Origin of the sequence: Fundidesulfovibrio agrisoli (assembly GCF_022808715.1) — a bacterium.
Lineage (GTDB): Bacteria > Desulfobacterota > Desulfovibrionia > Desulfovibrionales > Desulfovibrionaceae > Fundidesulfovibrio > Fundidesulfovibrio agrisoli.
The window spans coordinates 125,219-138,223 of sequence record NZ_JAKZKX010000004.1; the positions used below are offsets into that span (position 1 = coordinate 125,219).

General features: G+C 65.5%; 11 protein-coding genes. All 11 read right to left on the minus strand.

The window, feature by feature from the left end:
• Window positions 1-168 precede the first annotated feature (168 nt).
• The 11 genes from MLE27_RS04540 to MLE27_RS04590 all read right to left on the minus strand — a co-directional run bounded on the left by MLE27_RS04540 (window position 169) and on the right by MLE27_RS04590 (window position 13,003).
• On the minus strand, window positions 169-894 hold the full coding sequence (locus MLE27_RS04540) for a 4Fe-4S dicluster domain-containing protein (protein WP_243310698.1): 726 nt from the start codon (window positions 892-894) through the stop codon (window positions 169-171).
• 14 nt (window positions 895-908) lie between these two features.
• Complete coding sequence (gene fdnG / locus MLE27_RS04545) at window positions 909-3,935, minus strand: formate dehydrogenase-N subunit alpha (RefSeq protein WP_243310699.1); 3,027 nt, start codon at window positions 3,933-3,935, stop codon at window positions 909-911.
• Between the two features lie 383 nt (window positions 3,936-4,318).
• The gene (locus MLE27_RS04550) at window positions 4,319-5,509 is read right to left on the minus strand and encodes a GGDEF domain-containing protein (RefSeq protein ID WP_243310700.1); all 1,191 of its coding nucleotides are present in this window, start codon (window positions 5,507-5,509) and stop codon (window positions 4,319-4,321) included.
• 60 nt (window positions 5,510-5,569) lie between these two features.
• Window positions 5,570-6,274, minus strand: a complete 705-nt coding sequence (locus tag MLE27_RS04555) for a flagellar brake protein (protein WP_243310701.1) — start codon at window positions 6,272-6,274, stop codon at window positions 5,570-5,572.
• 175 nt (window positions 6,275-6,449) lie between these two features.
• Entirely contained in the window at window positions 6,450-7,553 is a 1,104-nt protein-coding gene (gene ald, locus MLE27_RS04560) for an alanine dehydrogenase (RefSeq protein WP_243310702.1), read from the minus strand.
• 485 nt (window positions 7,554-8,038) lie between these two features.
• Window positions 8,039-9,085: a D-alanyl-D-alanine carboxypeptidase family protein gene (locus MLE27_RS04565; RefSeq protein ID WP_243310703.1), complete on the minus strand. Its 1,047-nt coding sequence runs from the start codon at window positions 9,083-9,085 to the stop codon at window positions 8,039-8,041.
• A gap of 56 nt (window positions 9,086-9,141) precedes the next feature.
• Window positions 9,142-9,723 (minus strand): hypothetical protein, encoded by a 582-nt coding sequence (locus MLE27_RS04570; RefSeq protein WP_243310704.1) that lies wholly within the window; start codon window positions 9,721-9,723, stop codon window positions 9,142-9,144.
• Window positions 9,724-9,942: 219 nt separating this feature from the next.
• The gene (thrB, locus tag MLE27_RS04575; RefSeq protein ID WP_243310705.1) at window positions 9,943-10,491 is read right to left on the minus strand and encodes a homoserine kinase; all 549 of its coding nucleotides are present in this window, start codon (window positions 10,489-10,491) and stop codon (window positions 9,943-9,945) included.
• Between the two features lie 3 nt (window positions 10,492-10,494).
• Window positions 10,495-11,220: an ABC transporter ATP-binding protein gene (locus MLE27_RS04580; RefSeq protein ID WP_243310796.1), complete on the minus strand. Its 726-nt coding sequence runs from the start codon at window positions 11,218-11,220 to the stop codon at window positions 10,495-10,497.
• Window positions 11,217-11,984, minus strand: a complete 768-nt coding sequence (locus tag MLE27_RS04585; protein WP_243310706.1) for an ABC transporter ATP-binding protein — start codon at window positions 11,982-11,984, stop codon at window positions 11,217-11,219. The genes MLE27_RS04580 and MLE27_RS04585 overlap by 4 nt, the downstream gene beginning before the upstream one ends.
• A gap of 2 nt (window positions 11,985-11,986) precedes the next feature.
• Window positions 11,987-13,003 carry a branched-chain amino acid ABC transporter permease gene (locus tag MLE27_RS04590; RefSeq protein WP_243310707.1) on the minus strand — a complete coding sequence of 339 codons (1,017 nt, stop codon included), beginning with the start codon at window positions 13,001-13,003 and terminating at the stop codon, window positions 11,987-11,989.
• Window positions 13,004-13,005 lie beyond the last annotated feature (2 nt).

Below are 13,005 nucleotides of genomic sequence, written 5' to 3' on the forward strand. Positions count from 1 at the left end.
AGCGGGCACGCCGCCTTTTGTAAAAAAAACGCCGGCATCGCCCCTGCGGGAGGGGTGAAGCCCCGGCCGCGCCCCGTCGGGCGCGGCCGGGGAAACCGGCGTTTTGCTTGCATCGCCGGGAACAAGTGGGGTGTTCCCGGCGGTCATGCCGTCATCGGCTTCCGGGGGTTAGCCCCGAGCCTGGTTGCGCAGGCCCAGCACGGCGTCCAGGGCCGCGAAGCGGGTGACGGGGCCGGCGCTGTCCGCGTCCGCCATGAGCGTGGCGTGGTAGAGCCGGGGTTCGTGCTCGGTGAGGAACACCACGCGGACCTGCTCCCAATCCACAAGGACGGCCTTGGGGTTGGTCTGCTTCAGGGCCTCGAAGCGCTTCTTTGCCATGGCCAGCATCTCGTCCCGCTCACCGAAGTTCATGGCTCCGGTGGGGCAGGTCTTGACGCAGGCGGGCAGCATCCCGGCCGTCACGCGGTCGTTGCACATGTCGCACTTGGACATCACCTTGGTGGCGGGGTCCTGCCGGGGGATGTCGTAGGGGCAGGCACCGCGCACCACGTCGAAGGGCAGGCCCTTGGTCTTCTCGGTGAAGACCACGGCACCGGTCGCCTTGTCCTGGGTGATGGCGTCCTTGACGATGGAGTCGGCGGCGTCCTTGCAAGGCGGCTCCACGCAGTGCCGGCACTGGTCCGGCAGGAAGAGCCACTTGAAGTCGTCGCGCGAGCCCACTTCCTTCATGCGCACCACTTTGAGCGTCACGAAGGACATGTCGGGCGGGTTCTGGTGGGAACCCGTGTTCTTGGTCTGCTCCGCGGGGAGCTGCTTCCACTGTTTGCAGGCGATCTGGCATCCGCGGCAGGCGGTGCAGCGGGAGAGATCGACGAAGAAGGTCTTGCCTGACATGGTCGATTACCTCCCTAAGCCTTTTTCACGTTGACCATGAAGGCCTTGGTCTCGGGAATGCCGGTGTTGGGGTCGCCCACGGAGGCCGTGAGCAGGTTGGCGGAGTCGCCGCCGTCCTTGGGGTAGACCCAACCGAAGTGCCAGGGGATGCCGACCATGTGCACGGTCTGACCCATGACCTGCATGGGGCGCATGCGCTCCGTGACGATGGCGATGGCCCAGAGGCTGCCGCGCGCGGACTCCACGGTGCACTTGTCGCCGCCCTTGATGCCGCGCAGTGCGGCCAGCTCGGGGCTCATCTCCACGAACATCTGGGGTTCGGCTTCCAGCAGCCAGGGGGTCCAGCGGGTCATGACGCCCGTCTGCCAGTGCTCGGTGACCCGGTAGGTGGAGCAGATGAACGGGAAGCGCGGGTCGCAGGAGGCGTGGCCTTCCCTGTTGCCCGTGAACTTGAGCGCCGTGGGGTTGTTCAGCACCTTGGAGAACGGATGCTCCGGAATGGGGCATTCCATGGGCTCGTAGTGCTCGGGGAAGGGGCCGTCGTTGCGGCCGGGGCCGTAGAGCTGGGCGAAGCCTTCGGTGGTCATGATGAAGGCGTACTTGCCCTTCTCGTCGGCCATCGGCGGCCACGGGCCGTCGGGCACGTCGCCCACCCACTTGCCGTCCTGCCATTCGATGACCGGCTTGGTGGGCTGGTAGGGCTTGCCCTGCGGGTCCACGGAGGCGCGGTTGTAGATGATGCGGCGGTTCACCGGCCAGCACCAGGTCCAGCCCGGGTACAGGCCGATCTTCTCCTGCATGGGGGTCTGGGTCTTGTCGCGGCGGGCGGCCATGTTCTTGTCGGTGTAGGAACCGGCGTAGATCCAGTTGCCGGAGCAGGTGGAGCCGTCGTCCTGGAGCAGGGCGAAGCTGGGCACCGGGTCGCCGGCCTTGTAGGTCTTGTCGCCGATGGTCTTCTCGCTCAGGAAGTAGCCGTTGATCAGCTTGGCCACCTTGTGGGGGTCGAAGACGTGATTGGTGGCGATGTCCCAATTGAGATTGACGATGGGATCGGGGAAGACGGCCTTTTTGTCCTTGGCGTACAGGCCCTTGATCTTCTCGAAGAGCTCATAGATCAGGTCGCCGTCGGGCTTGGTGCCGCCCAGCGGCGCCGGGCCGGGGTAGCGCCACTGCATCCAGCGGCCCGAGTTGGAGATGGAGCCTTCCTTCTCGATGGAGACGCAGCAGGGCAGGAAGAAGACCTCGGTCTTGATCTTCTTGGGATCCATGCCAGGGCCCTTCCAGAAGGAGGCGGTCTCGGTGTCGAAGATGTTCACCGTGACCATCCAGTCCAGCTTGGTCATGGCCTCGCGCACCTTGCCGCAGTTGGCGGTGGAGGCGGCGGGGTTCTGGCCCCAGGCGAAGAAGCCCTTGAAGGCGCCCTTGTACATCTCGTCGAAGAGGGTCAGCCAGGAGTAGTCCTTGCCGTCTTCGACCTTGGGCAGCCACTTGTAGGCATCCTCAGGCTTCTGCTTGGGGTAGATGGCCTTGAGGTAGCTGGCCAGGTACTTGGGCCTGTTGCCCCACCAGTTGATGGACTTGGGGTCCTTGCTGACGGGGGTGTTCTTCTCGTTGTAGGTCTTGAGCTCCTGCATGGAGGCCGCGGGCGTGGGCACGTAGCCGGGCAGGATGTGGAAGAGCAGGCCCTGGTCCGTGGAGCCCTGGACGTTGGCTTCGCCGCGCAGAGCGTTGATGCCGCCGCCCGCCACGCCGATGTTGCCCAGCAGCAGCTGGATGATGGACATAGCGCGGATGTTCTGCACGCCCACGGTGTGCTGGGTCTGGCCCATGGCGTAGAGCATGGTGCCGGTCTTCTCGGGCGCGCCGGTGGCGCCGTAGAGCTTGTAGCACTGCTCCAGCTTGTCCTGGGCGCAGCCGGTGATGTCGGAGACGGCCTTGAGCGTATAGCGCTCGTAGTGCTTCTTCATCAGCTGGTAGACGCAGCGGGGGTTCTGCAGGGAGGGATCCTTCTTGACGATCCCCGCCTCGTCCTTGGCGAAGGCCCACTTGGACTTGTCGTAGGCCTTCTTCTCGGCGTTGTAGCCCGAGAACATGCCGTCCTTGAAGTCGTAGGCGTCGCCCACGATGAAGGAGGCGTTGGTGTAGTTGACCACATAGTCCTTGAACATGAGGTCGTTGGCCAGGATGTAGCTGATGAAGCCGCCGAAGAAGGCGATGTCCGATCCGGAGCGGATCGGGGCGTAGAAGTCCGCCTTGCCGGCCGTCTTGGTGAAGCGGGGGTCGACGCAGATGAGCTTGCCGCCCGCGTCCTTGGCCCGCATGATCCACTTGAAGGAAATGGGGTGGTTTTCGGCGGGGTTGGAGCCGATTACAAAAATACAATCACTGTTCTTAAGGTCGATCCAGTGGTTGGTCATCGCACCGCGTCCGAACGACTCTGCCAGAGCCGCTACAGTTGCGCTGTGTCAGATACGGGCCTGATGTTCGATGTATGTAAGGCCCAAGGCACGGAGCATCTGCTGGTAGATCCAGCACTCCTCGTTGTCCATGGCGGCCGAGCCCACGGAGGCGATGGCTTCCAGGCGGTTGACGGTCTGGCCTTTGGCGTCCTTGGCGATGAAGGCCGCGTCGCGCACTTTCTTCACGCGCTTGGCGATCTCGTCCAGGGCCCACTCGTAGCTCTTCACCTGCCACTTGTCCGAGTTGGGGGCGCGGTAGAGCACCTTGGTGATGCGCTTGTCGTTCTCGGTGAGCTGCCAGATGGAGGCGCCCTTGGGGCACAGGGACCCTTCGTTGATGGGATGGTCCGGGTCGCCTTCCACGTTCACGGCGCGGCCCTTGCCTTCCAAGCCGGTGGAGACGATCAGGCCGCAGCCCACGGAGCAGTAGCAGCACACCGAGGTGGTCTGCTTGCTGCCCTTGAGCTTGGACAGATCAGCCGCCGCCTGGACCGTGGTCAGGTCCAGGCCCAGACCGCCGAAGGCGGTAAAGGCCACGGTGGCGGCGCTCAGTTTAAGAAATTCTCGCCTTTCAAGAGACATACTCTCCCTCCTGCCAAGAGGTTGCATCAGCCTGCACGGGTCTGACGGTTGAGGGTAAGCTGAAGCTCGATTCCCCAGGGACGCACGGGATCGCAGACCGCAGGCGGCTTGTCCGTTGCCCGCCGCGCCCGGGTGGGCGCGAGAGCGATGCGGGCGGCACGGAACAGCGCCGCGTCCACGCCGAGGCCCAGGCCGCAGAAGGCCGGAAGCTCACGGGAGGACTTGGCAGCGGTGTGCCTGTCTGAATCTGGTTTCCTCATAGTCCATGTGGCTATGCATAGATGGAAGAAAGAACAACCCGTGCCGGGCTTGCTCACGTTTTGACACCAAACGGTCACGGAGGGGAGAGAGGCGAAGGGGCTTGCGGCTTTGGGGGATGCGGGTCAGGCCACGCCGGCCTCGGCCGACGCCACGCGGTTCCTGCCGTCGGATTTGGCCTTGTAGAGCTGGCGGTCGGCCAGGGCCACGAGATCCTTCGGGGAGCCGTCCCCCGTGCAAAGGGCGGTGACCAGGCCGATGCTGGCGGTGATGCGGTCGGCGCTGCGGGACATGTCGTGCGGGATCGCCAGGCCCCGGATGGCCCGCAGAATCTCTTCGGCGATGCCAAGGGCCCCCTTCGGGTCCGTGGCGGGCAGGATGCAGGCGAACTCCTCGCCGCCGTAGCGCGCCGCAAGGTCATCCGCGCGTGACGCGCAGGCCGTCAGGACGTCGCCGATGCGCCGCAGGCAGTCGTCGCCCTCGGGGTGCCCGTAGCGGTCGTTGAATTCCTTGAAGTGGTCGATATCCAGGATCAGCAGGGAGAGGGGGGCCCCTGAGCGCGTGTGGCGCGCATACTCCCTGGCCAGCGCCTCCTCGAAGTGGCCCCTGTTGGCGATGCCCGTCAGCCAGTCGGTCCTGCTCAGGGCCGCGAGCTTCCGGTTGGATTCCTGGAGGTCGCGCTGGGCCATCATGAGTTCGTAGTCGCCCCTCTCGCGGGAGAGCAGCACCAGGCTGAACCCGCTGGCGAGCATCAAGCTGTAGATGGCGGGCTGCACGAACACTTCCAGGAAGGAGTGGAAGGCGGGCATCCCCTGGCCGTCCGGCATGAGGGCGAGCACGGTCAGCCAGAGGAACATGGCCGCCAGCATGGCGAAGCCGGCGCCCAAGGTGCGGCGCAGCCCGTGGCCGAACCGACCCGGACGCAGCAGGGCGGCCGCCGGAATGGCGTAGAAGACGACATGCAGCAGGAAGACGGTGGCGGTTCTGCCAGGGGGGGGCAGGAACCAAGTGGCGGCGCAGGCGGCGAGAATGCCCGCCAATGCGGCCAGGCGCAGGCGGCGCGGCGAGTCGGAGCCGGTGATGTGCAGCACGGCCCAGGCCTCGTAGGCGCAACCCGCGAGCAGAAGGCTGTTGGCCGTCAGCACGGTGAAATAGTCCGGGCCGGGCCCCAGCTTGCCAAGCAGCAGCGACCCGGTGCCTTGCAGGGCTTTCGCCGTGACCAGGTACGGGATGGTTTGCTCGCGGGGCTTGCCGTACTGGAAAATGACGAGCAGCAGACAAAAGACGTACGATCCAATTGCCAGGTGCGATATCATTTCTTGGTTCCGATGGGGCGCCGAAAGCCTCCGTTTCAGGGGCGGACAGTCGCTTGGCGGTCAGTTCTTGCCGGGGTTGTCCAGCAGGGCCTCGATGGCTTCCAGGCGGGTCATGAATTCGGCGAGGGCGCTCTGGCTGTCGGCGTCCTCCTCGTCGAAGCGGGCGCTCACGAAGCGGCCCTGGCCCTGGTCCTGGATGTTGACCACCTCTGTGCTCAGGCGCAGGGGGGTGAGCGAATCCAGCGAGATGCTCAGTTCTGCCTTGTCGCCGGACATGAGGTTCACGATCTTCTGTTTCTGGAACATGTCCAAGAGCAGCCTGCACCCGCCCCGGCTCACATCCACCATGAAGGCCTGGGAGTTGAAGAAGTCGTTGCCCAGGATGCCGGGTATCAGGCAGCGCACGCGCTTGTGGCTGCGAAGCTGCAGCCGCTCAGTGGAGGTCGGGTAGGAGAGCACCAGCAGCGGCGCGGGCTTGAAGATGGCCGAGATGACCTCGCAGCTGAAGCCGTAGAGCTCCCCCTCGGACTCCATGCGCAGGGTCAGCACGGCCCCCGCCGTGGCCATGCGCAGGATGCCCGGCACCATGGGCAGCTTGAGGATGAAGCAGTCGTAGGGGTCGGTGCCGATGATGCGGCCCCAGTAGCGCTGCGGGTCCGTGGGTATTTGCACCATCACGGACTGCCCCGGCTTGAAGGCAAGGAACATGCCCAGCTCGCGCTTGCTGCGCCTGGGCTGCCGGAGGGCGTTGTCGGTGTCGGCCATGGCGCGCAAGGTAGCCAAACTGCCGGTGGGCGCAAGTGTTTTCCGTTGTGGTCCGAGAAAAGAATAGTGACGGTTCTGTGGCGGTTATCGGGCATTCCGGGAGGAAATCCAGCCCGGCAACAAAAAAGCCCGGGGCTTTCGCCCCGGGCTTTGGTCGTCTGTAACGCGGAAAGGCCTACAGGGCTTCCGCGGGGGGCACAGAGGCGATGTTGAAGGCTTCGCCCACGGCCTTGTAGGTGAGCAGGCCCTTGTGGGTGTTCAGACCGGGCAGCAGGCTGGAGTCTTCGCGCAGGGCGTCCAGGCCCTTGTTGGCCAGCTTCATGGCGTAGGGCAGGGTCTGGTTGGTCAGGGCGAAGGTGGAGGTGCGGGGCACGGCGCCGGGCATGTTGGCCACGCCGTAGTGCACCACGCCGTCGATGACGTAGGTGGGGTCGGAGTGGGTGGTGGGCTTGATGGTCTCGACGCAGCCGCCCTGGTCGACGGAGACGTCGACGATCACGGAGCCTTCCTTCATCACCTTGAGCATGTCGCGGGTGACCAGGTGCGGGGCCTTGGCGCCCACGATGAGCACCGCGCCCACCACCAGGTCGGCCTGGGCCACGGCTTCCCAGATGTTGGGCTCGGTGGAGGTGATGGTGGTCAGGCGGCCGCCGAACACGTCGTCCAGATACTGCAGGCGCTTGTGGGACACGTCCATCATGGTCACCTTGGCGCCGAAGCCCAGGGCGATCTTGGCGGCGTTGGTGCCGACCACGCCGCCGCCCAGCACCACCACGTTGCCGGGGGCCACGCCGGGCACGCCGCCCAGCAGGATGCCGCGGCCGCCCTGGTACTTCTCCAGGCAGTGTGCGCCGACCTGGGGAGCCATGCGGCCCGCCACTTCGGACATGGGGGTCAGCAGGGGCAGGCTGCCGTCGGGGAGCTGCACGGTCTCGTAGGCGATGCCGGTGCACTTGGAGTCGAGCAGGGCGCGGGTCAGGCCCTCGGCGGCGGCCAGGTGCAGGTAGGTGAACAGCAGCAGGTCGGGGCGCAGGAAGCCGTACTCGCTGGGGATGGGCTCCTTGACCTTGACGACCATCTGAGCGCCCCAGGCCTTCTCGGCGGAGACCAGGGCGGCCCCGGCCTTCACGTATTCCTCGTTGGTCAGGCCGCTGCCGATGCCCGCGCCTTCCTCGACCAGAACGGTGTGGCCGGCGCGCACCAGGGAGGCGACGCCGCCAGGGGTCATGGCAACGCGGTTTTCCTGCGGTTTGATTTCCTTGGGGATGCCGATGATCATGGAAGTGAGTCCTTGTTGAGGGTTCCTGCCTGAAATTCGCCCGACACGCTTCGGCGGGGGTGCCCCGGCCGGTGAAAATGACATGTTTGTCGATCCGGACGAGCTGATTGATGACCGGAGCCGGTGGCAATGTCAACGAACAAAATGAGCGTGAATCCGGTTTTAGCGTTCCGCTCACAGGATTATTCGCCATTGCGAAGAGTTGCGCCCGGAGTTGGCGCGAAAAAAATTTCCACCGTGTTCGTGAATGGTTAGCGTTCCGCAGAGCGGAACGGGGCGCGGTTTCAGCCTGGGCCGCCGCGTTTGAGCCGCGTGGCTATTGGTACGGGCGGCAAGCGCCGTCTCGCCGAGTGCCTTCGTGACGCGAACGACGTTCGGGGGCTGTGGGGCCGAGAAGGCGAAGCAGGCAAAAAAAAGCGCCCCGGTTGGCGGGGCGCTGTCGCTTTGCGGTGAGGGTTGCCGAGGCGATGGCGTAGGGCGGGGGCTCAGGATTTCCTGTGCTTGCCCTTCTGCTTTCTGGGTGTCGGTGCGGGCGCGGTTGCGGTGTCGGTGGCGGCCTTCTCGAAGCCGTAGTCCAGCAGGCGGGTGGTCTCCACCTGGCGGGCGATGGGGTTGCGCGCGCCGAGCACCACCGCGATCAGGCGCGTGTTGCCGCGCTTGGCCGTGGCCGTGATGTTGTAGCCCGAGGCGCAGACGAAGCCCGTCTTGAGGCCGTCGGCCCCTTCGTAGCAGCTGAGCAGGGAGTTGGCGTTGTGGTGCGTCTGCCCGTGGTAGGTGTGCGAGGTCATGGAGTGGATGGCCAGGGATTCCGGGAAGCGCCGCAGATAGGCGGCAGAGAGCGCGGCGATGTCGTGCGCCGTGGAGAACTGGCCCGTGGCGGGCAGGCCGTTGGGGTTCTTGAACACGCTGCGGCTCATGCCCAGGCTTCTTGCGGTGGCGTTCATCTGGGCCACGAACTTCCGGGAGTCGCCCTTGCCCATGTATTCGGCCACGGCGATGCAGGCGTTGTTGGCCGAAACCACGCTGATGCCCCGGATGATCTCGGAAAGGGGAACCTTCTCCCCCTTGTACAGCGACATGGTGGACCCGCCCGTGCGGATGGCCAGGGCGGAGACCGGTATGGGGGTGCTGTCCTTGATGCGGCCCTGGGCCAGGGCTTCGCGGATCAGGTAGAGCGTGAGGACCTTGGTGATGGACGCGGGCGGGATGCGTTCGTCGGGGTTCTGGGTGTAGTAGACCTTCCCGTTGCTCATGTTCATGAGGTAGGCGGCCTTGACGTTCAGGTGGAAGCCTTGCTGGGCCGAGGCCGCCGCCGCTTTCCGGGATGATTTGGAGCGCTTGCCCTGTTTGCCGCCGGATTTGGCCTTCGTGCGGGACGCACTCTTGGCCTCATGGGTGGCATCGGCCTGTTTGTGTTTCGATTTCGAGGCCGCGAAGCTTTCCGCGGGATGCCAGGCGGCCAGAAGGAAGAGGCACAGAACCAGGCACAAGAGTCTGGCCGGAGATGCAATGAAGACTGTACGCTGATGCATGGGTCGAGAATACGGTTAGGGCCCGGTTTGGTCAATTAAGGAAAAGCCGGAATGCTCTAAGGCTTCGGCGGCCCGGCCACGATCATCTCGGCCAGGGTCATGTCCACCTTGGGGGCCTGGTTGCGCCTGCTGCCCAGGAATTCCATCTCCAGCGCGGCCAGCTCGCGGTAGAGCGGGGTGCGGTCCATGCGTTCGTGGGCGCTGTCGCCGATGGCCTCCATGCAGACCGGGCAGCCGGGAAACTGCCTGATCCCGGAGCGGGAGAGGAACATGTTGGGCACGCCGTAGAGCCTGCAGATCATCAGGCGGTGCTGGTAGATGCCGCAGCGGCCCTCGTCGTTCACGGGGCACATCACGCGCGGAATCTCGCCCGCGGCCAGGGCCTGCCCGGCTTGGAGAACGTTCTCCCGGGCGCGCTGGATGTAGAGGGCGCGCTTCTCTTCCGGCAGGGCCTCCAGGCCGTCCCAGAGGTAGCGCCACTCGATGTGGGTGTGGTGCTGGAAGTGGCTCACGCAGCAGTTCTGCGTGCAGCCTTCGCAAGTGAACCCCTCCGGGGAGGAGGATGCGTAGGCCTTGGCCATCTGGTCGTAGAGCGCGGCGAGGCGCTTGAGCAGCACGCGCTTGCTGGTGAATTTCATACGTTTTGAGACCTTGCGGCGGACTGGCCCGCCGGATGGGATGTTTGCGGGCGGGAAGATACAAGGATGGGGCCGGGAATGGAAGGGGTTTGCGCGCCGCACGCGGCAACGGACGCACGCCGGGCCTTTGCGGGCGGCTCTGCCCGGCCCGGCTCGATCAGGCACGATCAGGCAAGGATCGGCCTGACGCGGGCTGATCTGGGCAGGCCAAGCCCGGGCTCAGTCGCGGGCGAGCAGGGCGGCCAGCTTCTCCACGCAGTGCTCCACGCAGGCGTTCACGTCCAGGGCGTCGGTGCAGACGTGGAAGTCGCAGGCCGCCAGGTACAGCGGCTCGCGCTCTGCGTACACGTCCGCCAGGGAGAGCCCGGCCGGGCGCACGAAGGCCCTGCCCGAGGCGTCGCGCACGCGATCAAGGAAGGTGTCCAGTTCGATGCGCAGGTGGATCACGGGGCCAAGCGACTTGAGGCGGGCCATGGCGGCCTTGCTGTAGACCACGCTTCCGCCCGTGGAGATGACCGTGCGCTTGACCCCCAGCGTGGAGACCACGGCCTCCTCCACGGCCATGAAGCCGGGGAGGCCGCGTTCGTCCAGAATGGTCTGCAGGGGTTGGCCCCAGGTGGATTCGATGAGCCGGTCCGTGTCCAGGTGGGCCCAGTCCAGGCGCGCGGCCAGGGCCTCGCCCAGGGTGGACTTGCCCGCCCCGGCGATGCCGATCAGGCTCACGCACTGCTCGTCGGTAATGCGCCCGATGGGGGCGAATTCCGCCATGGATCACCCGCCCAGGTAGGCTTTCTTCACCTCGGGGTTGTCGCGCAGTTCGTCGCAGGGGCCCTCGGCCACGATGCGCCCGGTGTCCAGCACGTAGCCCCTGTGGGCGAAGTCCAGTGCCAGGCGGGCGTTCTGCTCCACCAGGAGGATGGTCATGCCCTGCTGGTTGAGGCGCTTGAGCGAGCGGAACATGTCGTACATCAGAAGCGGGGCCAGGCCCATGCTGGGCTCGTCCAGCAGGATGAACTCCGCGCCGCTCATCAGGGCGCGGCTCACGGCCAGCATCTGCTGCTCGCCGCCGGAGAGCGACTCGGCGCGCTGCTTGCGGCGCTCGCCCAGGCGGGGGAACAGCTCGAACACGAAGTCCAGGTCGCGGGGGAGGTTCTCCTTGTCCTTGCGGGCGTAGGTGGCCAGGGTCAGGTTGTCCATGACCGAGAGGTTGCCGAAGATGTGGCGGCCTTCGGGCACCAGGACCATGTGCAGGTTGGCCACCACCAGGTGCGCGGGCATGTTGAGCAGGCTCGCGCCGTCGAAGGCGATGTCGCCCTGGATCACCTTGGGGCCTTCGGGCGGCCCCAGGCGGGCGATGGAGAGCAGCGTGGTGGTCTTGCCCGCGCCGTTGGCCCCGATGAGGGTGACGATCTCGCCCTTGTTCACGGTGAAGGAGACGCCGTGCAGGGCCTCGATGTTGCCGTATTTGACCTTCAGATTCGTGACGGAAAGCATCAGATGGCCTCGTCTCCCAGGTACGCCTTGATGACCGTGGGATTGTTGCGGATGTCCTCGGGGGTGCCCTCGGCGATGGTGGCGCCGAAGTCGATGACCTTGATCCACTGGCACAGGCTCATGACCACCGTCATCTGGTGTTCGATCATCCAGATGGCCAGGTCGAACTCCTTGTGGATCCATTCGATGAGCTTGATGAGCTCCACCACGTCCGTGGAGGGCAGGCCCGCCGCGGGCTCGTCCAGCAGGAGCAGCTTGGGCTTGGTGGAGAGCGCGCGGGCTATCTCCACCTTGCGCTGGATGCCGTAGGAGAGGTTGGGCGGGAACTCGTTGGCCAGGTCCTTCATGCCCATGAACTCCAGGAGCTCCATGGCCGTGCGCTCGATGGCGGCCTCGCGGTCGGCGTAGCGCCGGGTGCGCAGCAGGGCGTCCGCCAGGGAGTAGCCCAGGCGGTAGTGCTGGCTGACGCGGATGTTGTCGAGCACGGTCATGTCGTTCCAGAGCCGGATGTTCTGGAAGGTGCGGGCCACGCCCAGGGAGGTCACCTGGTGGGGCTTCATGCCCCGGGTGTCCACCCCGTTGATCGTGATGGAGCCGGTGGTGGGCTGGTAGAACCCGCTGACCAGGTTGAACACGGTGGTTTTGCCCGCCCCGTTGGGGCCGATGAGGGCGTTGAGCTCGCGGCCTTCCATGGTCACCGAGAAGTCGTTGACCGCGATGAGCCCGCCGAAACGCTGGGTGAGATCTTTGATTTCGAGCAGGGCCATGGCTATTTGAACCTATAGAAGCGCTTGAGTTTGGGGAACACGTCGGAGAGCTCGCGGTTGCCCATGATGCCCTCGGGCCGGAACTGCATGAGCAGGATCAGCAGAAGCGGGATGGCGACCCACTTGAGCTGCTCCAGCGGCTTGAGGAACTCCAGCAGGATCGCGAACACGATGGCCGAGAGCACCGAACCCGAGAGCGAACCCATGCCGCCCAGGTAGACCATCACCAGGCACTCCGTGGAGCGCAGGATGGTGAAGGAGGCCGGGTTCACGAAGCTGATGAGGTAGGCGTAGAGCCCGCCCGCCAGCCCCGCCAGCCCCGAGGAGAGCATGAAGGCGATGAGCTTCATCTTGTTGGTGTTCACGCTCATGATCTCGGCGGCCACTTCGTCCTGGTGGATGGCCATGACGCCCTTGCCGTAGGTGGAGTACACGAAGCGGCGCAGGATCCAGATGGTGAAGGTGACGCCAAGGAAGATCCAGACCAGCATCCAGGGGATGGGGGCCATGGAGTCCATGCCCTGGACGATCTTGCCCATGCCCGCGAAGCCTCTGGGGCCGCCCACGGCTTCGACGTTCTCGATGGCGCTCTTGATGATGTAGCTGGCCGCCAGGGTGATGACCGCCAGGTAGTCGCCGCGCGTCTTGAAGGAGGGGACGGCCACCACCAGCCCGGCCAGCGCCGCCGCGATGAAGCCCGCGGCCAGGATGATCGGGAAGGCGAAGGGCGTGAGCGCCATGGGCAGCCAGGGCTGGCCGAACACCTGGTCCGGCACGAAGAGGAAGACCCCCGCGACGGACGAGGTGTAGGCCCCCACGGCCATGAACCCCGCGTGGCCGCAGGAGAACTCGCCCATGTAGCCGTTGACCAGGTTCAGGCTGGCTGAAAGGATGATATAGATGCCCATCGTGCACAGGAATGTGACGCCGTACTGGCCCAGCAGGCCTACGTGGGGCATGGCCACCATGAGAAAGAGCAGGGCGCAGAGCGCCGCGGGTACTGTGATGCGGTTTCCCATGG